This window comes from Actibacterium sp. EMB200-NS6, from assembly GCF_001305615.1.
GTDB lineage: Bacteria > Pseudomonadota > Alphaproteobacteria > Rhodobacterales > Rhodobacteraceae > Actibacterium_A > Actibacterium_A naphthalenivorans.
Genome location: NZ_CP010869.1, coordinates 2,731,980 through 2,754,922 on the forward strand (window position 1 = coordinate 2,731,980; position 22,943 = coordinate 2,754,922).

At 64.6% G+C, this 22,943-nt stretch carries 27 protein-coding genes and 1 tRNA gene; 7 read left to right on the plus strand and 21 right to left on the minus strand.

The genetic code is table 11. From position 1 onward, the window contains the following. Positions 1-13: 13 nt before the first annotated feature. The 5 genes from TQ29_RS13255 to TQ29_RS13275 form a co-directional block, all read right to left on the minus strand. Positions 14-523: a CarD family transcriptional regulator gene (locus TQ29_RS13255; RefSeq protein ID WP_037207268.1), complete on the minus strand. Its 510-nt coding sequence runs from the start codon at positions 521-523 to the stop codon at positions 14-16. A gap of 292 nt (positions 524-815) precedes the next feature. Continuing rightward, entirely contained in the window at positions 816-1,154 is a 339-nt protein-coding gene (gene fdxA, locus TQ29_RS13260) for a ferredoxin FdxA (RefSeq protein ID WP_054539548.1), read from the minus strand. A gap of 51 nt (positions 1,155-1,205) precedes the next feature. Further along, complete coding sequence (locus TQ29_RS13265) at positions 1,206-1,580, minus strand: RNA-binding S4 domain-containing protein (protein ID WP_037207274.1); 375 nt, start codon at positions 1,578-1,580, stop codon at positions 1,206-1,208. 1 nt (position 1,581) lies between these two features. Beyond that, positions 1,582-4,326 carry a helicase-related protein gene (locus tag TQ29_RS13270; RefSeq protein WP_054539549.1) on the minus strand — a complete coding sequence of 915 codons (2,745 nt, stop codon included), beginning with the start codon at positions 4,324-4,326 and terminating at the stop codon, positions 1,582-1,584. 13 nt (positions 4,327-4,339) lie between these two features. Then, positions 4,340-4,900 (minus strand): tetratricopeptide repeat protein, encoded by a 561-nt coding sequence (locus TQ29_RS13275; RefSeq protein WP_082386642.1) that lies wholly within the window; start codon positions 4,898-4,900, stop codon positions 4,340-4,342. A 68-nt stretch (positions 4,901-4,968) separates the two neighbouring features. Between TQ29_RS13275 and TQ29_RS13280 the strand changes: the two genes are divergently transcribed. Further along, positions 4,969-5,256: an SCP2 sterol-binding domain-containing protein gene (locus TQ29_RS13280; RefSeq protein ID WP_054539550.1), complete on the plus strand. Its 288-nt coding sequence runs from the start codon at positions 4,969-4,971 to the stop codon at positions 5,254-5,256. Positions 5,257-5,259: 3 nt separating this feature from the next. Next, a complete protein-coding gene (locus TQ29_RS13285; protein WP_054539551.1) occupies positions 5,260-6,222 on the plus strand; it encodes an alpha/beta hydrolase in 963 nt (320 codons plus the stop codon). 11 nt (positions 6,223-6,233) lie between these two features. Here the strand turns inward: TQ29_RS13285 and TQ29_RS13290 are convergent, their stop codons facing one another. Continuing rightward, positions 6,234-7,061, minus strand: a complete 828-nt coding sequence (locus TQ29_RS13290; protein ID WP_054539552.1) for a fumarylacetoacetate hydrolase family protein — start codon at positions 7,059-7,061, stop codon at positions 6,234-6,236. A gap of 52 nt (positions 7,062-7,113) precedes the next feature. Continuing rightward, positions 7,114-8,040, minus strand: coding sequence for an NAD(P)-dependent oxidoreductase (locus tag TQ29_RS13295; RefSeq protein WP_054539553.1), 927 nt, complete (start codon positions 8,038-8,040; stop codon positions 7,114-7,116). 118 nt (positions 8,041-8,158) lie between these two features. Between TQ29_RS13295 and TQ29_RS13300 the strand changes: the two genes are divergently transcribed. After that, positions 8,159-9,982, plus strand: a complete 1,824-nt coding sequence (locus TQ29_RS13300) for a M3 family oligoendopeptidase (RefSeq protein ID WP_054539554.1) — start codon at positions 8,159-8,161, stop codon at positions 9,980-9,982. 25 nt (positions 9,983-10,007) lie between these two features. Here TQ29_RS13300 and TQ29_RS13305 read toward each other — a convergent pair whose 3' ends face one another. The 5 genes from TQ29_RS13305 to TQ29_RS13325 all read right to left on the minus strand — a co-directional run bounded on the left by TQ29_RS13305 (position 10,008) and on the right by TQ29_RS13325 (position 14,011). Next, positions 10,008-10,283: a DUF4389 domain-containing protein gene (locus tag TQ29_RS13305; RefSeq protein ID WP_054539555.1), complete on the minus strand. Its 276-nt coding sequence runs from the start codon at positions 10,281-10,283 to the stop codon at positions 10,008-10,010. 10 nt (positions 10,284-10,293) lie between these two features. Then, positions 10,294-10,728, minus strand: coding sequence for a host attachment protein (locus TQ29_RS13310; RefSeq protein WP_054539556.1), 435 nt, complete (start codon positions 10,726-10,728; stop codon positions 10,294-10,296). 81 nt (positions 10,729-10,809) lie between these two features. Further along, positions 10,810-11,778, minus strand: a complete 969-nt coding sequence (locus TQ29_RS13315) for an endonuclease/exonuclease/phosphatase family protein (RefSeq protein ID WP_054539557.1) — start codon at positions 11,776-11,778, stop codon at positions 10,810-10,812. Between the two features lie 152 nt (positions 11,779-11,930). Beyond that, positions 11,931-12,827: an RNA polymerase sigma factor RpoH gene (rpoH, locus tag TQ29_RS13320; protein ID WP_054539558.1), complete on the minus strand. Its 897-nt coding sequence runs from the start codon at positions 12,825-12,827 to the stop codon at positions 11,931-11,933. Between the two features lie 155 nt (positions 12,828-12,982). Next, a complete protein-coding gene (locus tag TQ29_RS13325; protein WP_054539559.1) occupies positions 12,983-14,011 on the minus strand; it encodes an RluA family pseudouridine synthase in 1,029 nt (342 codons plus the stop codon). Between TQ29_RS13325 and TQ29_RS13330 the strand changes: the two genes are divergently transcribed. Then, positions 14,004-14,321, plus strand: a complete 318-nt coding sequence (locus TQ29_RS13330) for a DUF6476 family protein (protein ID WP_082386757.1) — start codon at positions 14,004-14,006, stop codon at positions 14,319-14,321. The two genes, TQ29_RS13325 and TQ29_RS13330, sit on opposite strands and share 8 nt — an antisense overlap. Before the next feature lie 50 nt (positions 14,322-14,371). Here TQ29_RS13330 and TQ29_RS13335 read toward each other — a convergent pair whose 3' ends face one another. After that, complete coding sequence (locus TQ29_RS13335; RefSeq protein WP_054539561.1) at positions 14,372-14,986, minus strand: CDP-alcohol phosphatidyltransferase family protein; 615 nt, start codon at positions 14,984-14,986, stop codon at positions 14,372-14,374. 85 nt (positions 14,987-15,071) lie between these two features. Beyond that, positions 15,072-15,148 (minus strand) — tRNA-His (locus TQ29_RS13340). 207 nt (positions 15,149-15,355) lie between these two features. On the opposite strand from TQ29_RS13340, the gene TQ29_RS13345 reads away from it, so the two are divergent. Next, entirely contained in the window at positions 15,356-15,556 is a 201-nt protein-coding gene (locus TQ29_RS13345; RefSeq protein WP_037207307.1) for a DUF6324 family protein, read from the plus strand. Here the strand turns inward: TQ29_RS13345 and TQ29_RS13350 are convergent. The 7 genes from TQ29_RS13350 to TQ29_RS13380 all read right to left on the minus strand — a co-directional run bounded on the left by TQ29_RS13350 (position 15,540) and on the right by TQ29_RS13380 (position 20,109). After that, entirely contained in the window at positions 15,540-15,989 is a 450-nt protein-coding gene (locus TQ29_RS13350; protein WP_054539562.1) for an MmcB family DNA repair protein, read from the minus strand. The genes TQ29_RS13345 and TQ29_RS13350 overlap by 17 nt on opposite strands. Positions 15,990-16,332: 343 nt before the next feature. After that, positions 16,333-16,653, minus strand: a complete 321-nt coding sequence (locus tag TQ29_RS13355; protein ID WP_054539563.1) for a hypothetical protein — start codon at positions 16,651-16,653, stop codon at positions 16,333-16,335. A gap of 92 nt (positions 16,654-16,745) precedes the next feature. Next, entirely contained in the window at positions 16,746-17,210 is a 465-nt protein-coding gene (gene nusB / locus TQ29_RS13360) for a transcription antitermination factor NusB (RefSeq protein ID WP_054539564.1), read from the minus strand. Beyond that, entirely contained in the window at positions 17,207-17,755 is a 549-nt protein-coding gene (locus TQ29_RS13365; RefSeq protein ID WP_037207314.1) for a 6,7-dimethyl-8-ribityllumazine synthase, read from the minus strand. The genes nusB and TQ29_RS13365 overlap by 4 nt, the downstream gene beginning before the upstream one ends. Before the next feature lie 3 nt (positions 17,756-17,758). After that, positions 17,759-18,865: a 3,4-dihydroxy-2-butanone-4-phosphate synthase gene (gene ribB, locus TQ29_RS13370; protein WP_054539565.1), complete on the minus strand. Its 1,107-nt coding sequence runs from the start codon at positions 18,863-18,865 to the stop codon at positions 17,759-17,761. Between the two features lie 69 nt (positions 18,866-18,934). Continuing rightward, positions 18,935-19,519, minus strand: a complete 585-nt coding sequence (locus TQ29_RS13375; protein ID WP_054539566.1) for a hypothetical protein — start codon at positions 19,517-19,519, stop codon at positions 18,935-18,937. Then, a complete protein-coding gene (locus tag TQ29_RS13380; RefSeq protein WP_054539567.1) occupies positions 19,504-20,109 on the minus strand; it encodes a riboflavin synthase in 606 nt (201 codons plus the stop codon). The genes TQ29_RS13375 and TQ29_RS13380 overlap by 16 nt, the downstream gene beginning before the upstream one ends. A gap of 200 nt (positions 20,110-20,309) precedes the next feature. Between TQ29_RS13380 and TQ29_RS13385 the strand changes: the two genes are divergently transcribed. Further along, positions 20,310-21,602: a capsule biosynthesis protein gene (locus tag TQ29_RS13385; protein WP_054540441.1), complete on the plus strand. Its 1,293-nt coding sequence runs from the start codon at positions 20,310-20,312 to the stop codon at positions 21,600-21,602. 217 nt (positions 21,603-21,819) lie between these two features. After that, entirely contained in the window at positions 21,820-22,941 is a 1,122-nt protein-coding gene (locus tag TQ29_RS13390) for a polysaccharide biosynthesis/export family protein (RefSeq protein WP_054539568.1), read from the plus strand. Positions 22,942-22,943: the final 2 nt, after the last annotated feature.

The following is a 22,943-nucleotide window of genomic DNA, read 5'->3' on the forward strand; positions in this document are numbered from 1 at the left end:
TATTGTCGCGGGATCAGGCCGCGCGCGAGATCAGAACCTCGTCGACCTGGCGCTGCGCCCCGCCTTCGTCCATGCCGCTGACGGCGGCCACTTCGCGGGTCAGACGCTCGAGCGCGGCTTCGTAAAGCTGACGCTCGGAATAGCTCTGCTCGCGCTGGTCGTCGGTGCGGTGCAGATCGCGCACCACTTCGGCGATCGAGATCAGATCACCGGAATTGATCTTTTGTTCATATTCCTGCGCGCGGCGCGACCACATGGCGCGCTTCACCTTGGCCTTGCCCTTCAGCGTGGCCATGGCTTTGGATACGACGTCAGGAGAGGACAGAGAGCGCATGCCCACTTCCGTCGCCTTGTTCGTCGGCACGCGGAGTGTCATCTTGTCCTTCTCGAAGGAAATGACAAAAAGCTCCAGCGCAATGCCCGCAATCTCCTGCTCTTCGATGGAGACGATCTGACCCACGCCATGTGCGGGATAGACCACGTAATCGTTCGGGCGAAATTCAGATTTCTTCAGTTTGCTCATGCAGTCGCTTCCTTGCAGGCCCCCATGCGGCGACAACAACCCGCCCGAAAACTGATATTTTCGGTCAACGGGGGATGTATGGCGCTAGAAAACCACAACGCAGGAACCATTCTCTGCGTTAAGGTCATCTGTTACAGACAGCTTTATGTCATGAGAATGTAGCAAAAAAGCCCGACAGTTTAAAGTGCGGCATTGTGAAATGCGCATTAAACAACTGATATAATTTAACAAATACAGGCAGAAAATCCACCCGACAACCCCCAAACCCGCGACAAATACCGCGAATCAGCGGTTATCCGCCCTCGCCCGGCGCCTCGGAGAAGTACTTGTTCAGCTTGTCGGTCTCGCCGTCACGCTCTTCCGCCTCGGGCAGCGGATCTTTCTTCGAGATGATGACCGGCCAGGCCTCGGAATATTTCCGGTTGAATTCCACCCATTTCTCCATGTCCGGCTCGGTATCGGGGCGGATCGCATCGGCGGGGCATTCCGGTTCGCACACACCGCAATCGATGCATTCGTCGGGGTGGATGACCAGCATGTTCTCGCCCTCATAGAAGCAATCCACCGGGCAAACCTCGACACAGTCGGTGTATTTGCAGGCGATGCAATTGTCGACGACGACATAGGTCATGCGGAGGGCCTCACTTCTCTGATCAGGGATTAGCTAGACCAGCCCGAAAGATCATTCAAGCGGCGGAAGCCTGTTAAGATCGAGACTGCGGCGATCTTTCTTGGTCGGCCGACCTTTTCCGTCAAATCGCGGCGATTGCGGAACGTCTTCCCGCGCGGGCGTCAGGTCTTCGTACAGCGTTTGCGCCTCGGCGGCGGGACCGCGCCGCTCGCCCGGGGCAAGCACGCGGATCACCCGAATCCGGTCGCCCTGCGGAAAGGTCAGCGTGTCGCCCGCGCCGACCCGCTGTGCCGGCTTGGCGGCCCGCAGGCTGTTCACCCGCACATGGCCGCCCGCCACCACCTTGCCCGCCAGCGTGCGCGTCTTGAAGAACCGCGCCTGCCAAAGCCACTTGTCCAGCCGGATCAGCGGGCGCGGCTCCGACACGCTATTGCTTGCTCTTCAGCCCCATCAGCGCGGCGGCGAATGGGTTGTCGGGGTCGATCGGCTTTTCCTTCTTCGGCGGGCGGGCCTGATAGGTCTGCGCGCCATCGCGCGGCGGCCGTTTCCCGGCAGGCTTGCCCTTCGGCTTGCCCTTGCCCTGCGGTCGGTTGTTGCCCTGCCGCTCTTCGCCGCGCGGCCGTCCACCGCCCTTGCGCTTGGGCGCCCATGTGAAGGTGTAGAACAGCTCTTTCTCCGGCTCGGCCTCCGCCTCCGGCGCGGCGGGTTCCCCGGACACCGGTTCGGCCGCAGGCTCGGGCGTGGCGCCGGCGTCGACTACCGGATCGGCAGAGGCATCCGCCGCCGGCGGGGCCTTTACCTTTTCGCGTTCGCCCTTCTCGGCGTTATATCCCAGCCCCTGCATCAGATCGGCGAACTGCTCCAGCGTCATGCCGGTGATCGACAGCATGTCGGGGTTGGCCTCGAACCCGCCCCGGCTGTCTTGCGCGCGCAGCAGATCGGCCAGCCTTTCCAGCATGTCGATGCGGATGGCCCGCGCCCCCGCCGGGCGATAGCCCGACAGCGTATAACAACCCTGCGGCACCTCGGGCACCACCGGGATCGTCACCAGACCCGGCGGCGGGCTTTCGGGAAATTCGTTGAGCCCCTGCGAAAGCGACCACAGCACCAGCCGCAGCCGCGTCGGCGCGGGTTTCAGCAAAAGCGGCAGGAAAATCGTGAACTGGCCAAAGCGGATCCCGTGTTTGCGCAGCGCGCCGCGCGCCTCCTGGTCCAGCTCTTTCACCTCGCCCGCCACCTGATCGCGCGGAAGAACCCCCAGCGCCTCGATCATGCGGAAGCCGAAACCGCGAGCCAGGCCGGTCAGCGCCTCGTCGCGCTGCAGGGTCAGCAGCGGCTCAAACAGCGTCGCCACCTTGCGGTCGATGAAGTGCTGCAGACGGCGGCGCACCTTTTCGGCGACGTCGTGCCCGGCCTCTTCATCGACAAAGGCCTCGACCTGCGGCTTGAGAACCTCGCCGCCCGCCACCAGCTTGCCGACCGCATGCTCGCCCCACATCAGGCCGCCCTGCTCGGTAAAGTCGATCTCGGTATCGGGCGCGTTATAGAAGCGGTCCGCGCGCAGATGAAACTCGGGCTTCAGCGCGGCAAAACTGGCCTGGCGCAGCGTCTTCGCCTCATCCGGGCTGCCGCTTGCATCCTGACGAAAACGGAACCCCTCCAGACGGCCGACGAATTGTCCTTCGACCGTCACTTCACCTTTTTCGTTCACCTCGGCCACAAGGCCCTCCTTCTGCTTCAACCGGCGAAGCAGCACACTTGTCCGCCGGTCAACAAATCTTTTCGTCAATGCGCCATGCAGCGCGTCCGACAGACGGTCTTCTACCGCGCGGGTTGCGCCGCGCCAATGGGATTCGTCACCGACCCAACCCCGCCTTTGTGCCACGTAGGTCCAAGTGCGGATATAGGCCAGACGTTTCGATAATGTGTCAATGTCGCCATCGTTCCGGTCGATTCGCCGGATCTGACGCGCAAGCCAATCGTCGGGCACCACGCCGCCATCATGCAGAAAATCATAGATTCGGCCCAGCAGGCTGACATGCTCGGCGGCGGAAATCCCCCGGAAATCGGGGATGCGGCACACATCCCACAACAGGCGCACATCCGGCGCGGCGCTGATCCGCGCCCGGACATCGGGCATCTCGGCCAGTGCGCGCAGGGCGTGCAGGTCATCCGCTTCGCGCGCGCGGGTCAGCCATTCGTCATCTGTGCGCTGCTCGAGCGAGGCGATCAGCCGGTCGGCCGTGCCGAAATCCAGGCGGGCGTTGCGCCATTGCAACTTCTTGACCGGGGTGAACCGGTGGCTGGTGATCGCCGCGGCCATGTCATCGTCGAGCGGCGGGGCCTCGCCCGTCACTCCGAAGGTGCCGTTGCGCATATACCGCCCGGCCCGGCCCGCGATCTGGGCCAGCTCGTTGGGCTGCAACAGGCGCATCCGGCGGCCATCGAATTTCTTCAGCCCCGAAAAGGCGACATGGTTGATATCCAGGTTCAGCCCCATGCCGATCGCATCGGTCGCCACCAGATAATCGACCTCGCCGTTTTGATACAGATCCACCTGCGCGTTGCGCGTGCGCGGGCTGAGCGCCCCCATCACCACCGCGCAGCCGCCCTTTTGGCGCCGGATCAGCTCGGCGATCGCATAGACGTTTTCAACAGAAAACCCGACGATCGCCGATCGTGGCGGCATCCGGCTTATCTTTTTCGAACCTGTGTAGGTCAGTTCCGAAAACCGCTCGCGCCGGGTGAACTGGGCCCTCGGCACCTGCGCCGCGATAGCGCTTCGCATCGTTTCGGCGCCCAGAAAAAGGGTTTCGTGCAGGCCGCGCGCATGCAGAAGACGGTCGGTGAACACATGTCCGCGCTCGGGATCGGCGCAAAGCTGGATCTCGTCAATGGCCAGGAAATCGGCGCCGATCTCCTGCGGCATCGCCTCGACGGTGCAGACCCAGTATCGGGTGCGCTCGGGCACGATCCGTTCCTCGCCCGTGACAAGCGCCACCACCGACGGCCCGCGCAGCGCGACGATCCGATCATAGACCTCGCGCGCCAAAAGGCGCAGCGGCAGGCCGATCACCCCGGTGCGATGCGCCAGCATCCGTTCGATCGCATAATGCGTCTTGCCGGTATTGGTCGGCCCGAGGACCGCCAGGATCCTCCCCTGCTGCCGCATTGTACTGGCCCTTTCAGAGTGCGGTGCCGGAGACTGTCATCTCCAACCGCTCCACGGCCTCTAACAGGTCTGGCTCGTGCGGATGTACGGCGGCGGCGGCATGAAACGCGCGCAGCGCCGCCTCGGGATGGCCCAGTTCATCCATGATCGTGCCAAGCCCGGCCATCGCCCCGAAATGGCGCGGATTCAGCGCCAGCACCCGGTTGATATCGGCCAGCGCCGGGCCGTACAGGCCCTGACGGAAATAGGCGGTTGCCCGCGCATTGTAGCCTTCGGCGAAATCCGGGGCGTGATCGGTGAGCGCCGTGAAATGGCCAATGGCGGTGGCATAATCCTCTGCCGCCATGGCATCGCGCCCGCGCTGCAGCAACAGATCCATCGAAGGCGACCCCGATCTGGACCATTCGGCCCATATTTCATCCTCGACCGATTTCCAGTTCGGCAACTCGGGCTCCTGCAACAGCTCGAAGAGCCCATCCAGAGAATCGGGCCCGGCCCCGGCCGGCAGCGCGATCAGGCCGAAAAACAGACCCGCCGCGAAGATACGATTGAGAAACCTGAGCTGTGCGATCATAACAAAGGAAAATGTAACGCATTGGCGGGGAAAACCAAGGCCCCGCCGCGCACAATCGGAGGAACGCCATGAGCGATGTGATTGACGCGGCCGTCAAGGCCCTGAGCGAGAAGATCGAAGGCGGGATCGACGGGTCTGTCAAATTCGTGATCGAAGGCGAAGGCGCCGTCTATCTGGACGAAGACGGCGTGCGCGCCGGCGACGATGACGCCGACGTGACCCTGAGCGCCGATCTGGAAACGTTTCAGGCCATGCTGGCCGGCGACGTCCACCCCACCGCCGCCTTCATGACCGGCAAGCTGACCATCGACGGCGACATGGGCAAGGCGATGAAACTGGGCGCGGCCTTCGGCTGAGCCATGCGGGACGCGCCGTATTTCGGTGATCTGGCCGACGGCCCAGACGGCGCCGCCTATTGGCTGACCGCCGCCGACGGGGTGCGCTTGCGCGTCGCCGCCTGGCGCGGCGGCGACAGGGGGACGGTGCTGCTGTTTCCCGGCCGCACCGAATATGTCGAAAAATACGGCCGCGCCGCATCGGATTTCCTGAAGCGGGGCTACAGCACTGTCGCGATCGACTGGCGCGGCCAGGGGCTGGCCGACAGGTTGGTGCCCAATCCCCTGGTCGGTTACGTGCGCCGCTTCACCGAGTATCAGCATGACGTCGCGGCGCTGATGGCCGCCCTGCCCGCGTTGAACCTGCCCCGGCCGCTGCATGTGCTGGCCCATTCCATGGGCGGCTGCATCGCCCTGCGCGCGCTGATCAACGGAATGCCGGTTCGCAGCGCGGCGTTTTCGGCGCCGATGTGGGATATCAACCTGCCGCGCCGGATGCGCCCGGTGGCCCGGATCGTGGGCGCCGCCAGCCACCCGTTCGGGTTTTCCAAGCGCTTCGTTCCCGGCACGTCACTGCAGAAAACCTATGTGGACGCCGCCGATTTCGCGGGGAACGAGCTGACCACCGATGCCGATATGTATGCCTATATGCGCGCCCAGGTCGCCGCGCGGGTAGAGCTTGCGCTGGGCGGGCCCAGCATCGGCTGGGTGGGCGCCGCCCTGCGCGAGGTTGCCGCCCTGTCGCGCCACCCCTCTCCGGCGCTGCCGGTGATCACCTTTCTGGGCAGCGAGGAGCGTATCGTCTGCAGCACCGCCATCGCCCGGCGCATGGCCCGCTGGCCCGGCGGCCGCCTTGTGGAGGTGCCCGGCGCCCGACACGAGGTGATGATGGAAACCCTCGATACGCGGGCGCGATTCTTTGATGAAACCTCTGCCTTTTTCACGGCGGCACAGGATGCGGCGCAGCCGGGCCCCGAAGCCGCCTGACCGGCGGCGGCTCAGTCCGACACCACCTCCTGGCGCTGTGTGCCCAAACCGCTGATCGACAGTTCGACCACGTCACCCGGCTTCAGAAACCGCGGCGGCACCATGCCCATGCCGACGCCCGCCGGGGTGCCGGTGGCGATGATATCGCCGGGATGCAGGGTCATCATCTGGCTGAGGTAGCTGATGATCCGCGCCACCGAAAAGATCATGTTCGCGGCGCTGCCCTGCTGCATCCGCGACCCGTTGACCGAAAGCGAAAGGTCCAGCGCGGTGATCTCGCCGGCCTCGTCCGGGGTCACCAGCCAGGGGCCGCAGGGGCCGAAGCTGTCACAGCTCTTGCCCTTGGTCCATTGCCCGCCCCGTTCGATCTGGAAGGCGCGCTCGGAAACATCGTTGACCACCATATAGCCCGCCACATGGTCCAGCGCCTCTTCGGCGCTGACGTATTTCGCAGGCTTGCCGATGACGACGCCCAGCTCCACCTCCCAATCCGTTTTCACGGACCCGCGCGGCAGGCGGATGGGATCATGCGGGCCGGAGAGGGACGAGGTCGCCTTCATGAACACGATGGGTTCGGCCGGAATATCCATGCGCGCCTCGGCCGCGTGGTCGGAATAGTTCAGGCCGATCCCGATGAATTTCCCCACCCCCGCCACCGGCACGCCCAGACGCGGATTTCCCCCGACCACCGGCATCCCTTCGGGCGAGAAATCGTCGAGATGGGTCAGAACGATGCCGGACAGATCGTCCATTTCCTCCGACAGGTCGCGCAGGCGGCCTTCGGCATCAATGATGCCGGGTTTCTCGGCACCCGCCGGCCCGAAACGCACGAATTTCATGATGCCCCTCCTGATGGTCGCCGCGCCACTAAAGGCGCGCGCGGCGAAGGCGTCAAGCCGGGGTGACGCGGCAGGCCGGGTCAAGCCGCCCGGCGAAATGATCCAGCACGTTCTGCGCCGCGCCCATTCCCATCCGGCGCATCGCGCCATCGCTCATCCCGCCCGAATGGGGCGAGAACACCGTGTTGGGAAGCGCCAGAAGCGGGCTGTCGTGGGGCAGTGGTTCATGCTCGAACACGTCCAGGCCGATGCCGCCCAGGCGGGGGGCCGCCTCCATCAGCGCCGCCTCGTCCAGCACCCCGCCCCGGCCGCAATTGACCACCAGCGCGCCTTTCGGCAACAGCGCCAGCTCAGCCGCCCCGATCAGCCCGCGCGTGCCATCGTTGAGCGGAAGCTGAAGGGTCAGCACATCCGCCTGCGGCAGGGCCGCGTGAAGATCGCTCAGAACGGGGTATCCCGCCTCTGCCGAGGTGAACCGGCGGTGCCAGACCGTCACCTCCATGCCAAGCGCCGCGCACAGCCGCGCCACGCGCTGGCCGATGGCGCCGAAGCCCACGATCAGCGCGCGCTTGCCCTCCAGATCCATCGGCGAAAGGCTTTCGCGGCGCGAGAAATCCTGCCGTGCCGCACGATCGAGCGGCAATGTGTGGCGGGCCAGCGCCAGCATCAGCATCAGCGTGTGTTCCGCCACCGCGCCCGCGTTCGCGCCGGGCGTGTTCGCCACCACCACCCCGCGCGCTGCCGCGGCCCCGAGATCGATGTTGTCGACGCCCACGCCATGCTTGGACACGATGCGAAGGTTGGGCGCCAGCGCCAGGCCCGGCGCATCCACCCGGTGCGTCCGCACCAGCCACGCATCGGCCCCGGCCAGATCCCCGCCCTGCCAGCCCAGAACAACATCCATCCCGCCGCTGCGCAGCAGGGCGATGGCATCTTCGTGGATGGGTTCGGTGATAAAGACCTGTGGCATCGCGCGCATGGTTACCGCACCCGTCGCGCGATGCAATCGGTAAAGCGAGAGCCGATTGCGCCCTTTCGCTTGAACCCGCCCCCCTGCCCTGCCTATGTCTTGATCAAACAGTTTCAGAGGTTCCGCCATGCGCATCACATCGCCCGTCCCCGTCTTTGACGCCAATGCCACAGCCGGCGGCAGCCTTGGCAACCTGCCGGAGTGGGATCTGAGCGATCTTTACACCGGCGAGGACGCACCCGAGCTGACGCGCGACATGGCGTGGCTGGAAAAGGCCTGCGCCGATTTCGCGGCCGATTACGAGGGTCGGCTGGCGGCGCTGGATGCGAAAGGCATGCTCGAATGCGTGCTGCGCTATGAAAAGATCGACGTGATCGGCGGGCGCATCATGTCTTTCGCCGGGCTGCGCTATTACCAGAACACCATGGATTCCGGCCGCGCCAAGTTCTTTTCCGATTGCCAGGACAAGATCACCACATTCACCACGCCGCTGGTCTTCTTCACGCTGGAGATCAACCGCATCGAGGATGCAAAGCTGGATGCTCTGTTCGCCGCAAACGCAGAGCTTGCCCGCTATCGCCCGATCTTCGAGCGGCTGCGCGCGATGCGCCCCTACCAGCTTTCGGACGAGCTGGAGAAGTTCCTGCACGACCAGTCCGTGGTCGGCGCCGCCGCGTGGAACAAGCTCTTTGACGAGACCATCGCCGGGCTGACCTTCAACGTGGACGGCGAAGAGTACAATATCGAGGGCACGCTCAACTTCCTCACCGATCCCGACCGTGAAAAGCGCGAACTGGCGGCGCGGGAACTGGCCAAGGTCTTTGGCGAGAACGTCAAGCTCTTCGCCCGTGTCCACAACACGCTGACCAAGGAAAAAGAGGTCGAGGACCGCTGGCGCAAGATGCCCACGCCGCAGACCGGGCGCCATCTTTCGAACCATGTGGAACCCGAGGTGGTCGAGGCATTGCGCAACGCGGTTGTCGCCGCCTATCCGAAGCTGTCACACCGCTACTACGCGCTGAAAGCCAAATGGATGGGTCTCGACACGCTCGAGGTCTGGGATCGCAACGCGCCGCTGCCGATCGAAGAGCCGAAGACGGTGGATTGGGAGGCCGCGCAGAAGACCGTGATGGAGGCTTATGCCGATTTCGCACCGGAAATGGCCGAGATCGCCGCGCCGTTCTTCAGCAAGGGCTGGATCGACGCCGGCGTGAAACCGGGCAAGGCGCCCGGCGCCTTCGCCCACCCCACGGTCGTGGATGTGCATCCCTATGTGATGCTGAACTACCTGGGCAAACCGCGCGACGTGATGACCCTGGCGCATGAGCTGGGCCACGGCGTGCATCAGGTGCTGGCCGCCGGGCAAGGCGAGCTGCTGGCCTCCACCCCGCTGACCCTGGCCGAAACCGCCTCTGTGTTCGGCGAGATGCTGACCTTCCGCAAACTGCTGGAGGGCGCCAAAACCGACGCCGAGCGCAAAACCCTGCTGGCCGGCAAGGTCGAGGACATGATCAACACGGTCGTGCGCCAGATCGCCTTCTACGACTTCGAATGCAAGCTGCACGAGGCCCGGCGCGGCGGAGAGTTGACGCCCGAAGACATCAACGCGCTGTGGATGTCGGTGCAGGCCGAAAGCCTGGGCCCGGTGTTCAACTTCATGGAGGGCTACGAAACCTTCTGGGCCTATATCCCGCATTTCGTGCACTCGCCCTTCTACGTCTATGCCTATGCTTTCGGCGACGGGTTGGTGAACGCGCTCTACGCGGTCTATGAAGAGGGCGGAGCGGATTTTCAGGACAAATACTTCGCGATGCTGCGCGCGGGCGGCTCGAAGCATCACAAAGAACTTCTGGCACCCTTCGGGTTGGACGCCACCGACCCGAAATTCTGGGACAAGGGCCTGAGCATGATCTCTGGCCTGATCGACGAGCTGGAAGCGATGGAAGACTGATCGCGGGGCCCCGCGTCAGGGGCCCCTACTTCCACGCTGTCCAGGGAAACGGCTTTTCCTCGCTCGCGCCGGTCTGGAACCGCGCCGTGACCGACAGCCAGTTGCCCAGATTCGCGCCGAAATCGGCGATGAAGCGGTTGCGCTCCTTCGTGAACAGCATCCAGCCGAACTGCAGCACCGCGCAGACCAGCAGCACCGTCTCGGCGACCGCGAACAGGATCGCCAGGATCACCATCCAGAGCCCGCGCAGCCAGATGCCATCGCGCCGCGCAAACTCGGGCGCAGGGGTGTCGTCGTCCATCATTGCCTCCTCAGAACACAATCATGTCCTCGAGATGGGGCGGCAGATCGTGCAGCGCAACCTTCAGCAGATCCTTATCCATGTCTCCGGCCATCGCCGCCTTCATCGCCCCGCCGATATCCTCGCGCAGCGCGCCCAGCATCTTGGGCGGCGCGGCCATCACCATCCGATCGTAATCCCCCTTGGCCCATTGCGCCTCGGCGGCCTCGGCGACTTCGACGGAAAACCTCGCCCGGTTCTGCTCTCGCTCTGTCGCGCTCCTGTCGAGCCCGTGGCGGGCGGCGCCGGGGCCGGCCTGTGACCGGCCGGGCATATCGGAATACTGCGTTTCATGCGTCTGCGTCAGGCCGCCGACCTGCAAAAGCCCCTTGCCCGGGCCTTCATTCACCAGAAACCTGGCCTCATGTTCGTTGGCCAGCAAAACGAATGTACGTGCGGCTTTCATCGCGTTCTCCCGAGATTTGCATTGCCATCATACTGTACATGTAACGTGGCACGGCGCCTTGACCCAACGCAAATCAGCCGGTCAATCGCGCCGGACGGCGATATCGGCCAAAAGCCCCCGGTGGTTCGAGCCCAGATCGCCGCCGAAAGGCTGCAGGTTCACCAGGACCGCGCCATCGCGCACCAGCATGTGGTCGATCGGCAGGCCCAGATCGCCCGCGCTGGCAGGCCAGGTTCCGACCGGCCGGCGCGGCGGGGCGAAGCCGGCGTTGCGATAGACATCGAACATCGGAAAGCTCCAGGGGGCAGAGTTGAAATCCCCCATCAGAACGGTGGGGCCATCCATCCGGTTGATCGCGACGAACAACTCTGCGCGCTCTTTCCCCGCAAGATCGTGGAACCAGGGCTTTAGCATATGCGCCGCCACCACGTTCAGACCACGGCCATCGGGAAACTCGAAATGCAGCGCCGCCATCCGCTGCTGCCACCGGTTGCTGAGCGAGAACAGCTGGATGTTTGCCGGTTCGACACGCGAGAGCGCGAAAATCTCGCAGGCCCTTTCGCAGCCGACGTGATAGGGAAATTCGGCCTTCAGCACCTCGGCCTCTTTGCGCAGCGCGATAGCCTCGGAAAAAACCACGACGTCCGGGTCGGCCTCGCGCACCGCCTGCAGGATGCGGTCGCCATTGGTGGTATTCTCGAACAGCACATTGAAGAATATCACCCGCAGATCCGGCGCCGCCGCCGGATCGAGCGGTTGCGACACCATCAGATGCCGCGCCGCAAACAGCCCCAGCGAAAGCGCCGAAGCGGCGATGAAGAAAAGCCCCATCCGGCCCGCGCGCAGTAGGATCAGAACAAGGCCCAGACAGGCCCCCGCCACAAGGAAAAACGGGGCGAGGCTGCCGAAGATCCGCGCCAGAACGCCAATGGTGCTGCTGTCGGGCAGCAAGGGCGAGGCAATCCCGATCCCGATGGCCAGGAATGCAAGGCAGGCGATTGCGCCGATAACGCGCTGGTTCAGCCGGGCGGCGCCCGAAACATGCTGCATGATCAGCCTTTTCTCACTGCGATGTCAGCCGAAACCTCGCGGAACGCCGGGAGAAGGTCAAACCAATTTCTGCGATGCAGCGAGAATTCTCGGCGCGCGGCGGTGAAATGAAAAAGGCCCGCCGGGGGGGGCGGGCCTTTGGGGTCTGATGATCAGGCCGGCACCAGAATGCCTTTTTCCCGCGCCAGCTCTTTCATCCGTTTCTGCAGCTTCTCGAAGGCACGCACCTCGATCTGGCGAATACGTTCGCGGCTGACGTTATACTGGCCCGACAGCTCTTCCAGCGTCACCGGCTGATCCCTCAGCCGCCGCTGCAGCAGGATGTCCTTTTCGCGGTCGTTCAGGACATCCATCGACTGGGTCAGAAGCGCGCGGCGGTTTTCCAGTTCGTCGCGTTCGGCATAGGCCTCGGCCTGATCGGCCTCCTCATCCTCCAGCCAGTCCTGCCACTGGGTGGTGGTGTCGCCGTCCGAACCCACCGTGGCGTTCAGCGATGCGTCGCCGCCCGACAGGCGACGGTTCATCGAGACCACCTCTGCCTCGGTCACGTTCAGATCATGCGCGATCTTCTCTACATGTTCGGGCAGCAGATCGCCTTCTTCCAGCGCGCCGATCCGGGCCTTGGCCTTGCGCAGGTTGAAAAACAGCTTTTTCTGGGCCGAGGTGGTGCCAAGCTTCACCAGCGACCACGAGCGCAGGATATATTCCTGGATCGAGGCGCGGATCCACCACATCGCATAGGTGGCAAGGCGAAAGCCCTTTTCGGGGTCGAACCGCTTGACCGCCTGCATCAGGCCGACATTCGCCTCCGACACGACCTCGGCCTGCGGCAGGCCGTAGCCGCGATAGCCCATGGCGATTTTCGCCGCCAGACGCAGGTGCGACGTGACCATCTTGTGCGCCGCTTCGGTGTCCTGATGGTCCACCCAGCGCTTGGCCAGCATGTATTCCTCTTCCGGCTCCAGCAGGGGAAATTTGCGAATTTCCTGCATATACCGGTTAAGCCCCTGTTCAGGGCTCGGCGCGGGAAGGTTTCCGTAATTGCTCATATGTGCCCCTCAACTCCTGTCGGTTTGAATTCAATATATCAACTGAACCAATCAGTTCAAGTTCCACCCCTGTCACAGAATTAAACACCTCTTGTGCAGGATTCCGTCGAAAAATTATGAATATGACGGTTTTTCACAGCAATTTGCGCGGTGTTTCAGCCCCGCAGCGCCGCGATCAGGGCTGCCATATCCGCCGGCAAAGGCGCCTCGAAGGCCAGTTCCTGCCCGGTTTCGGGATGCACAAAGCCCAGGGTGGCCGCATGCAGCGCCTGGCGCGAAAAGGCCGCCGCGGCGGCGGCACCGGCAGCACCCACCGCCTTTTCCGCCAGCTTGCGCCGCCCGCCATAGGTCTGATCACCGATCAGGCCGAATCCCGCATGCGCCATATGCACCCTGATCTGATGGGTCCGCCCGGTCTCCAGCCAGCAATCGACAAGCGCCGCCACGCCCGGCGTGCCGAACGCCTCTTCGACACGCGCGCGGGTCACGGCATGGCGGCCGCCCGAGAACAGCACCGCCTGTTTCTGCCGGTCGGTCTTGTGCCGGGCGAGCTGTGTGGTGATCTTCAGGATATTCCCGGCCTCGAAACTCACCCCGCGCACGCCGCGCAGGCGCGGATCACCCGCATCGGGCACGCCATAGACCACGGCCTTGTAGTGCCGGTTGACGCTATGCGCTTCGAACTGGGCGGCCAGGCCGGTATGCGCCTTGTCCGACTTGGCGGCGACGATCAGGCCGGAAGTGTCCTTGTCGATCCGGTGCACGATACCGGGCCGCTTTTCGCCGCCGATCCCCGACAGCGTGTCGCCGCAATGGGCCAGCAGCGCGTTGACCAGAGTGCCCGACGGGGTGCCCGGCGCCGGATGCACCACCATGCCGACCGGTTTGTTGACGACGATCAGGCTCGCGTCTTCATATACCACCTCCAGCGGAATCGCCTCGGGGCGCGTCTCCACCTCTTCGGCCTCGGCAAAGGTGATGTCCAGCACGTCACCCTCGGCCACCTTCGCACGCGGGTCGATCAGCACCTGTCCGGCGCGGGAGACGCTGCCATCTGCGATCAGCTTGGCCAGGCGCGAGCGGGACAACCCCTCGGCCTCTGGCACGTCGCGCGAAAGCGCCTTATCAAGGCGGGCGGGCGGATTGGGCCCGATGACCACCGAAAGGCGGCGGGAGATGGACATGGACGAGGCTCCGATACAGGGGGAAGAGCCCCCCAACCTGCGGTTTCTGCGCATCCTCGTCACAGTGCTGACGGGGACGATGATTGCGGGCCTTTTAGTGATCATCGCGCTGCTTGTCATCCGCTTCTCGGGCGAGGGGCACGTGGTCGCCCTGCCCGATGAGATCGCTCTGCCGGACGGAAGCACCGCCACAGCCTTTACCCGCGGGGCGGGCTGGTATGCCGTGGTCACGACCGATCAGCGCATCCTGATCTTCGATGCCGAAAGCGGCGCGCTGCGCCAGGAGATCGCGGTCACGGCGGCCGAGTAGAAAAGTTTTCGGGAAAACTTTTGGGCCCGAAAATTCTTCGTGAAGAATTTTCACGTTTCGGGGGGGAACACTTTGCGCGCCAGAAGAACCCGTGACACCGCCGTGACAAAGCACAGCGCGCCAAAGCCCCAGGCCAGCGGTGCAAACCCGCCGGGCCAAAGGCAAAGCGCAACGAAAAAGGCGATGGTCTCGGTGCCTTCCAGCAGTCCGCCGGTGAAGTACAGCGATTTAACTCCCCGCGCGCTGGTCTGCATCCGGCGCTTTTCCGCCAGAATGGCGAACCCGAGGAACGAGGCCCCGTTGGTATAGAAACTGGCCAGCAGAAACGCGCCCGCCGCCCCGTTCGCACCGGGATCGGCCCAGACGAACCCCATCGGCACGGCGCCGTAAAAGACGAAATCGCTGAAGATATCCAGAAAGCCGCCGAAATCGGTCTTGCGTGTCGCCCGCGCTACGGCGCCATCCAGCCCGTCGGCCAGCCGGCTCGCCCCGATCGGCAGCAAGGCCCAGCCGGGCTGCCCCATCGCGATCAGCGCCGCCGCAATCAGGCCGAAGCTCAGACCGGCCAGCGTCACCGCATCCGCGCTGAATCCGGCGCGCGCCAGGCCCGCGCCCATCCGGTCAAGCGCCGGGTCGATCAGGTTACGCAGTCTGGCGTCAAGCATCAGGCTCTCCCGTTTCACGCCGGTTTCGGCCGAAACGACCCCCCGGCACAAGCCGGTTCGCGCGAAATGTGAAGCGATGTGAGAATGGTACCACCTCCCCGGCTCGAACGGGGGACCTCTTGATCCACAATCAAGCGCTCTAACCAACTGAGCTAAGGCGGCACTGGCGGAGGATTTAGCGCCACACAATTGCAATTGCAAGGGGTGGCCGGCGTGAAATGCCGGGCAGCGCCAATTGCGACTTCCCCGAACGCGGCAGACCCGCCACGGCCACAGCCAAGCGGCAACCGCCGCCCCGGCCCGTCCGTGCTCTTGCCTAAGATCGCGCAAAGCGCTAGGTCCGGCGCACGCCAGACAGGAGACCGCGCCATGGGTATCGACAAGGAAAGCGACATCGCCGCCAATCTTCAGATCGGCCCGACCACGTTGGGCATGGTGCGCATTTTCATCGAGGCCGAGGGCGTGGAGTTGCCGCTGGATTTCGACCCCGAAGAGGCCGAAGAGATCGCCGAGGAAATCCGCGCCGCCGCCGCCCGCGCCCGCGCCATGGCGCCTAAGGGATCCCGCTAGGGGTCACGCGCGGATCGCGCAGCGCCTGCAGCCGCAGTGCCGCGTGGCGCGCGAATTTCTGCACCATCACCTTGCGCCGCGCCGGGGCCAGTTTCGTTTCCGGCCCGGTCCGGATGATTTCGGCATCATAGGGATCGGCGATGATCAGGCCGGTATCGGCGGGCAAAAGCTCGGTCGGGAAATCCGCGCCAACAGCCCAGAAGAACCTGTCGCACCAATCCAGATAGCCATGCCATTTGTTGTCCGACTGGAAATCAGCCCGCGACGATTTGCATTCGACCACCCAGATTTCGCCCTTCGGACCCAGGGCCATGACATCCACCCGCAGGCCGGGCACGGGCACCAGCTCTTCCACGCTGACAAAATCATGGCTGCGCAGGTGGCGGCACACGCCGCGCGCCAGAAGCTGGCCGGGTTGCAGATCCTCATTCATGGGCGCAATGTGAACAATAGGGGAACAGATTTCAAGCGGCCGCTCATCACAATCTGCATGGCCACGCTGCGGGGCACTTGTTCTTCGCCCCCGCGCGACATACCTATCGGGGTGGCGGGTTCTGCCCTTCTCGTGACGAGGTCAAATTCCGGTGGCCTTAAGCAAATCCGAGGGAGCTGGCTCTGGCGTGGTCGTGGCCACGTTACCCGGCGCCCACCTGTATATACAGGTCCTCGGGAATTAGCTGCCTCAACGGTTGTTTGGTGGTCCCGCCGCATTCTCCTGCCCCGAACATGAAAAAAGCGGCCCCCGGGGCCGCCTTTCGCGCATGCTCCTGCCGCGTTCAGCGGCGCGGCGCGGCCTCATCCTGCACCGGCACCGGGATCGGCACCTCGTTCAGCACCGGCATGCGCCGGGGTTTGCCGCCGGACGTGTCATCACCATGATCGGCCATCCGCATCACCGAAATGCCGAACTGCACCCCGGAGAAGACAATGCCGTTGAACATGAACAACAGGAACCCCGCCATGTGGCCCGCTGTCGAACCCGACACCAGATGCCACAGGTTGGCCACGTTGAACCAAAGCAGCATCGAAACGAACCCCGCCGACAGGGCGAAGCCGACGACAGTTTGCCGGATGTAAAGGCGGACAAGTTTGGGCATGACAGAACTCCGCTGGACCACAATCACAAGATAACGCGGATTTGGGAAATTCCAATCGGCCATCGCGCCGCAGGCAGAGCGTCGCCGGGTGTTCAGAACGCCTCGGGCCTCGCCTCGCGCGCCATGTGATCCAGAACAGCGTTGACGAATTTCGGCTCGCGCCCTTCGGGAAAGAAGGCCTTCGCCACATCCACGTATTCGCTGATCACCACCTTGGGCGGCGTCTTACCCTCGACAAGCTCGGCCCCGGCGGCGCGGAACAGCGCGCGCAGGGTCGGATCGATCCGGGCGATGGGCCATTTGGCGACAAGCGCACGGTCGGTCATCTGATCGACCTTGGCCTGAAACGTGACAGCGGCGTCGAGCGTCTGGCGGAACAGGCCGGTGTCGGCCTCGGCCATCTCCTCGCCCTCGTAGACGGCGCCGATGCGATGGGTCTCGAACTCGTCGCGGACGTCATCGACCGTCTGGTTCGAATGCTCCATCTGGAACAGCGCCTGCACCGCATAGAGCCGGGCCGCGGATTTCATCTGGCGTGGGTTGGCGGCGGTGCTCATGCGCTGGCCGGCCCTTCGCTGTCGGCCGCGATCTGAAAGCTGCCCACGGGCTTGAAGCCGATGCCTTTTGTCTCGCTGCCCCATTTGCGGGACAGGGCGATCAGATGCAGCGCCGCCGCCGCCGCGCCGCCGCCCTTGTTCTGCTGCGCGGGATCGGCCCGCACCACGGCCTGATCCCGATCTTCCACCGTCAGGATTCCATTGCCGATGCAGGCGCCCTGCAGGCCCAGCAGCGTCAGCCCGCGCGAGCTGTCGTTGCAGACCGTGTCGTAATGGGTCGTCTCGCCGCGAATCACGCAGCCCAGCCCGACATAGCCGTCGAAGTTCGATTGCCGATGCGCCAGGGCGATGGCCGTGGGCACTTCCAGCGCGCCGGGCACCTCGATCAGGTCATGGGCGACGCCCGCCTCGTCCAGCACCGCGCGGGCCCCGGCGATCAGGTCATCGGCGATGTCCTTGTAATAGGGCGCCACGACGATCAGCACTTTCGCGGGCTTGTCGAAGCGCGGCAGCGGCAAGGTGTAGTGGGTTTCGGTTCCGGCCATGTCTCAGCCCTCCTGCACGATTTTACGGATGCCCTCGATCGACAGGCCATATCCCTCCAGCCCGACCACCTTGCGCGCGGGCGAGTTGGTCAGCAGGATCAGCCGGTGCAGCCCCAGCGCCGCCAGGATCTGCGCGCCGAGCCCGTACTGGCGCAACGTCTGCGGCGAGGCCGCGCTGTCGGTGACAAGCTTCATCGTCGTATCGCGCAACAGCACGACCGCGCCACGCCCTTCTTCGGCGATGATCTGCATCGCGCGCCCCAGCTCGCCGGTTGCGCCGCCGACGCCCAGAACATCCTGCAGCGGATCGAGCGCGTGCATCCGCACCAGCACCGGTTCGTCGGTGGTCAGATCCCCCTTGGTCAGCACGACATGTTCGGCGCCCTGGGTTTCATCGGTGAAGATGCGCATCATCCAGTCGCCGCCAAACTGCGAAGACACGGATTTCACGGCGCTTTCATTGACCAGATTGTCATGCCGCCGGCGATAGGCGATCAGATCGGAAATGGTGCCGATCTTCAGGTTGTGGCGCTGTGCGAAGGCCACCAGATCGGGCAGGCGCGCCATGGTGCCGTCTTCATTCATGATCTCGCAGATCACGCCCGACGGGTTCAGCCCGGCCAGACGGCTGACATCCACCGCCGCTTCGGTATGGCCGGCCCGCACCAGCACGCCGCCGTCGCGGGCGCGCAGCGGAAACACATGGCCCGGCGTGGCGATATCGGCGGCGCCCTTGCCACTGTCGATGGCCACCGCCACCGTGCGGGCGCGGTCATGGGCGGAGATGCCGGTGGTCACGCCTTCGCGCGCCTCGATCGAAATCGTAAAGGCGGTTTCGTGCCGCGAGGAATTGTAGGAGGCCATCAGCGGCAGGCCAAGCGCGTCGATCCGCTCGCCCGGCAGCGACAGGCAGATCAGGCCGCGCCCGTGCGTGGCCATGAAGTTGATCGCCTCGGGCGTGGCCATCTGCGCGGGGATCACCAGATCGCCCTCATTCTCGCGGTCCTCGTGATCCACGAGGATGAACATGCGCCCGTTGCGCGCGTCTTCGATGATCTCTTCGATCGAGGAGATCGCATCGGTATAGTCGGTGTCGTTCTGTTCGGCCATGTCGTCCACCTTTTCAGCGCTCGACTGTTAGCCCGGCGCGCGCGAAATGGAAAGCGCCGGATTGCGGTTTCACCCGAAGTAGCGGTCTGCCGGAAGATAGCCCGCCATGCGCCCGGCGACAGACCACTCCCGCTCCCACGCGGTGTCACCGATCATCAGCACGGCGTCCCGCGGAATCTTGCGCCCGCTCAGCGCGGCCTGCAACCGGTCGCGAAGCTGCGCCCAGCTTTCGGTAAAGGCCGGCGCCGCGAAGGCGTGATCGAAGCGAAGATCATGTGCCGCCTCGAGCTGCTGCAGAACGGTCGCAGGGTCCAGCGGCCGGTGCGCGGCCAGCGACCTGTCGCACGCGCGGATCGCGCGCAGCTTGTCGGCGCGGGCCCGCGGCAGGCCCGAAACGGACCGGTGCATCAAAAGCGCGTTCGACGAAAACAGGAAGGCCACGATATCGCGCCCGGTGGTGGCGCGCACGGTGGCATAGGTGCGATAATCGAGCCCGATCTCCTGCGCGCGCCGCACCCGCAGGCGCACGATCTCCAGGGGCAGGGTCGGCAACAGATCGGCGCGGGCCTTCTTCCAGCAATGGGTGCGCCAGCCGGTTCCGGGCTCCATCGTCGGGCCCTTGTTATGGCCGATCCCGCCTATACCGCGCCCCATTCGGCCAGCCGGGCCACGTAGCGGGCCAGGGTGTCGATCTCCAGATTGATCCGGTCGCCCACGGCCACGGCACCCCAGGTTGTCGCCTCTTTGGTGTGGGGGATGAAATTGACGCCGAAATCGGCGCCATCAACCTCGTTCACTGTCAACGAGGTGCCGTTCAGCGCGACCGAGCCCTTGGGCGCAATGAATTTCGCCAGCGCGCCCGGCGCGCGGAAGGTGACGCGGGTGCTGTCGCCCTCCTGCTGCATCGCGACAACCTCGGCGACGCCATCCACATGGCCTGACACGATATGGCCGCCCAGTTCGTCGCCCAGCTTCAGCGCGCGCTCGAGATTGACCCGTTTGCCGGGCGCCCAGCCGCTGATGTTCGTCTTGGAAACCGATTCCGCCGAGATGCTGACATCGAACCAGCCGCCCTGATCATCCGTCCCGCGATCCGTCACCGTCAGACAGACCCCGTCGCAAGCGATCGAGGCGCCGATGGCGATGGTGTCGGGCGCGTAGCCGGTGCCGATCCGCGCCACCAGATCGCCCTTCTGCTCCAGCGAACGCAGCGTGCCGATGTCGGTGATAATGCCTGTGAACATGTCCGTGCCTTTCTGTCTCCCAATGGATTAGCCGCCGCCACGGCCAAGGGCAAGGCGGTGAGATGAAGCCTCGCTGCCGCAAAGCGTGGAAAAATGCACTGAATTCTCCGCAAACCGGCGAAACAGGATGACAGGGGGGGCGGTTGCGGGCAGACCCTGCGGATAACCTGTAACGCAAACTGGCATTTCGGGCAGGCATGATGCAAAGCCAACTGGGCGAGAACCGGCGCTTTTTGTTCCTTCAGGGGCCGCACGGGCCATTTTTCGACCGTCTGGCGCGCATGCTGCGCACCACGGGGGCCGAGGTCTGGCGCGTCGGGTTCAATGGCGGCGACCGGGCGTTCTGGTTCGATGCCGAAAGCTATATCCCCTATGCCGCCGCCCCCGCCGCCTGGCCTCAGGTGCTGCGTGGCCTGCTGGACGAAAAGCATATCACCGATCTCGTGCTCTACGGCGATACCCGCCCGATACATGCCGATGCCGTGGCCATCGCCCGCGCGGCCGGGCTGCGCATCCACGTCTTCGAAGAAGGCTATCTGCGCCCCTATTGGGTGACCTATGAGCGAAATGGCTCCAACGGCCATTCGCGCCTGATGGATCTGTCGGTCGAAGAAATGGCCGCCGCCATGGACACCGCCGATGCCGACCACCCCGAGGCGCCGGCCCATTGGGGCGACATGCGCCAACACATCTTCTACGGCGCGGTCTATCACGCCTTCCTGATGCTTCGCAGCCGGCACTACCGCCAGTTCCGCCCGCACCGCAGCCTGACCGTGGGCCGCGAATTTCAGCTCTACCTGCGCCGGCTCTTGCTGCTGCCGGCCCATGCGGCAGAGCGGGCCATCGCCACGCGCCGCATCCGGCGGGGCGGGTTCCCCTATCACCTCGCGCTGCTGCAACTGGAACATGACGCCAGCTTTCAGGCGCACAGCCCCTTCACCCGGATGACGGAGTTCATAGAGCTGTGCATCCGGGGCTTCGCGCAGGGCGCGCCGGGGCATCATCATCTGGTGTTCAAGGCCCACCCGCTGGAAGACGGGCGGGCGCCACTGCGGCGTGACATCCGGCGGCTGGCGCGGATGCACGGGGTGGAAAAACGGGTGCACTATGTGCGCGGTGGCAAGCTGGCGCGGCTGCTTGATCACGCCCGCAGCGCGGTGACCGTGAATTCCACCGCCGCGCAGCAGGCGCTGTGGCGGGGGCTGCCGCTGAAGGTGTTCGGCGACGCGGTCTATGCCAAGCCGGAGTTCGTCTCGGCCCTGCCGCTGGCCGAATTCTTTGCCCGCCCCGACCGGCCCGACAGCCGCGCCTATCGTGCCTACCGCAGCTTTCTGCTGGCAACCTCGCAGGTGCCCGGCGGCTATTATGCGGTCAACGGCCGCCGCCAGCTGCTGCGCCAGGTCGTCGACATGATGCTGGCCGAGCAAGATCCCTATGACGCGCTGCGCATGGGAAACGCGGCAGCTTGGCAACAGTTGCATCTGGTCCGTTGAACCCCGCGCAAACCCGTGCTGGTTTTTTCGGCCCGAATTCTGTAGGTTTGGAAAAAAAGACCGAGGCAATTCGAAAAAGAGGGCCCGAGCAGTGAAATTCAAGACCTTGCGCAGAGCCGGGGCAGCCAGCCTTTTGGCATTTGCCACGCTTGCTTCCGCCTGCGGCGTTCCTCTGGTTCCACTTGTTTAACCCCGAGGAGCACAGGCAGTGACATTCATGGCAACCCGTGCGGCCAGGGCGCTGACCCTGTTGACGCTTGTGGCCACAGTGGCCGGCTGCGCCCTTCCCCGTTCCGGCCCCAACAAGCGCGAGATCTTCGAAGGATCCATCCAGAAAAGCGGCGACGCCTTCGTGGTGACAGTCAACGACAGGGTTACGCGGGCCACATCGGTGGTGCCCTCGCTCGGGTTTTCCAGCGATTTCCGCAATGCCGGGATCGTCGGCTCGGACACGATCCAGCCCGGCGACACGCTTGGCCTGACGATCTATGAAAACGTCGACGACGGGCTGCTGGCCGGCGAAGGCACCAACGCCAGTGTGCTGGACGAGGTTCAGGTTGACGGCTCGGGCTTTATCTTCATTCCCTATGCGGGCCGCGTCCGCGCCTCTGGCAACACGCCCGAACGGCTGCGCCAGATCATCACCGAAAAGCTGGATGCCCAGACGCCCGACCCGCAGGTCGTGGTGCGCCGCCTTGCCGGCGACGGATCGACCGTGTCGATCGCGGGCAGCATCGGCGCGCAGGGGGTTTACCCGATCGAACGGCCGACGCGTACCCTGAGCGCGATGCTGGCGGCGGCGGGCGGTATCGTGATCGAGCCCGAGATCGCGCAGGTGACCGTGATCCGTGGCGGCAAACGCGGGCAGATCTGGTTTCAGGATCTCTACAAAAATCCGCAAATGGACATCGCCCTGCGCGGCGGCGACCGCATTCTGGTTGAACAGGACACGCGTGATTTCACCGCCCTGGGCGCCACCGGATCGCAGCGCCGCGTGGCCTTCGAAAGCCAGACCCTTTCGGCGATCGAGGCGATCGCCCAGGTCGGCGGGCTCAGCTCCGGCCTCGCCGATCCGACCGGCGTGTTCGTCTTCCGCAACGAAACGCCCGAAATTTCCAATGCCGTTCTCGGCCGCGACGATCTGCAGGGCGATCAGCGTTTCGTCTACGTGCTGGACCTGACCGAGCCCAATGGCATGTTCCTGGCGCGCGATTTCGCAATCCGCGACGGTGATACCGTCTATGTGACCGAAGCGCCGTTTGTTCAGTGGTCGAAAACCCTGGGCGCGATCACCGGAACGCTTGGCACCGCGGGCGCGGTCACGACCCTGACCCAGTAAGC

Coding starts and splice junctions, on each gene's coding strand:
- TQ29_RS13255 (WP_037207268.1), bottom strand. CDS start 523: ATGAGCAAACTGAAGAAATCTGAATTTCGCCCGAACGATTACGTGGTC.
- fdxA (WP_054539548.1), bottom strand. CDS start 1,154: ATGACCTATGTCGTCGTCGACAATTGCATCGCCTGCAAATACACCGAC.
- TQ29_RS13270 (WP_054539549.1), bottom strand. CDS start 4,326: ATGCGGCAGCAGGGGAGGATCCTGGCGGTCCTCGGGCCGACCAATACC.
- TQ29_RS13275 (WP_082386642.1), bottom strand. CDS start 4,900: ATGATCGCACAGCTCAGGTTTCTCAATCGTATCTTCGCGGCGGGTCTG.
- TQ29_RS13280 (WP_054539550.1), top strand. CDS start 4,969: ATGAGCGATGTGATTGACGCGGCCGTCAAGGCCCTGAGCGAGAAGATC.
- TQ29_RS13285 (WP_054539551.1), top strand. CDS start 5,260: ATGCGGGACGCGCCGTATTTCGGTGATCTGGCCGACGGCCCAGACGGC.
- TQ29_RS13290 (WP_054539552.1), bottom strand. CDS start 7,061: ATGAAATTCGTGCGTTTCGGGCCGGCGGGTGCCGAGAAACCCGGCATC.
- TQ29_RS13295 (WP_054539553.1), bottom strand. CDS start 8,040: ATGCGCGCGATGCCACAGGTCTTTATCACCGAACCCATCCACGAAGAT.
- TQ29_RS13300 (WP_054539554.1), top strand. CDS start 8,159: ATGCGCATCACATCGCCCGTCCCCGTCTTTGACGCCAATGCCACAGCC.
- TQ29_RS13305 (WP_054539555.1), bottom strand. CDS start 10,283: ATGGACGACGACACCCCTGCGCCCGAGTTTGCGCGGCGCGATGGCATC.
- TQ29_RS13310 (WP_054539556.1), bottom strand. CDS start 10,728: ATGAAAGCCGCACGTACATTCGTTTTGCTGGCCAACGAACATGAGGCC.
- TQ29_RS13315 (WP_054539557.1), bottom strand. CDS start 11,778: ATGCAGCATGTTTCGGGCGCCGCCCGGCTGAACCAGCGCGTTATCGGC.
- rpoH (WP_054539558.1), bottom strand. CDS start 12,827: ATGAGCAATTACGGAAACCTTCCCGCGCCGAGCCCTGAACAGGGGCTT.
- TQ29_RS13330 (WP_082386757.1), top strand. CDS start 14,004: ATGGACATGGACGAGGCTCCGATACAGGGGGAAGAGCCCCCCAACCTG.
- TQ29_RS13325 (WP_054539559.1), bottom strand. CDS start 14,011: ATGTCCATCTCCCGCCGCCTTTCGGTGGTCATCGGGCCCAATCCGCCC.
- TQ29_RS13335 (WP_054539561.1), bottom strand. CDS start 14,986: ATGCTTGACGCCAGACTGCGTAACCTGATCGACCCGGCGCTTGACCGG.
- TQ29_RS13345 (WP_037207307.1), top strand. CDS start 15,356: ATGGGTATCGACAAGGAAAGCGACATCGCCGCCAATCTTCAGATCGGC.
- TQ29_RS13350 (WP_054539562.1), bottom strand. CDS start 15,989: ATGAATGAGGATCTGCAACCCGGCCAGCTTCTGGCGCGCGGCGTGTGC.
- TQ29_RS13355 (WP_054539563.1), bottom strand. CDS start 16,653: ATGCCCAAACTTGTCCGCCTTTACATCCGGCAAACTGTCGTCGGCTTC.
- nusB (WP_054539564.1), bottom strand. CDS start 17,210: ATGAGCACCGCCGCCAACCCACGCCAGATGAAATCCGCGGCCCGGCTC.
- TQ29_RS13365 (WP_037207314.1), bottom strand. CDS start 17,755: ATGGCCGGAACCGAAACCCACTACACCTTGCCGCTGCCGCGCTTCGAC.
- ribB (WP_054539565.1), bottom strand. CDS start 18,865: ATGGCCGAACAGAACGACACCGACTATACCGATGCGATCTCCTCGATC.
- TQ29_RS13375 (WP_054539566.1), bottom strand. CDS start 19,519: ATGGGGCGCGGTATAGGCGGGATCGGCCATAACAAGGGCCCGACGATG.
- TQ29_RS13380 (WP_054539567.1), bottom strand. CDS start 20,109: ATGTTCACAGGCATTATCACCGACATCGGCACGCTGCGTTCGCTGGAG.
- TQ29_RS13385 (WP_054540441.1), top strand. CDS start 20,310: ATGCAAAGCCAACTGGGCGAGAACCGGCGCTTTTTGTTCCTTCAGGGG.
- TQ29_RS13390 (WP_054539568.1), top strand. CDS start 21,820: ATGGCAACCCGTGCGGCCAGGGCGCTGACCCTGTTGACGCTTGTGGCC.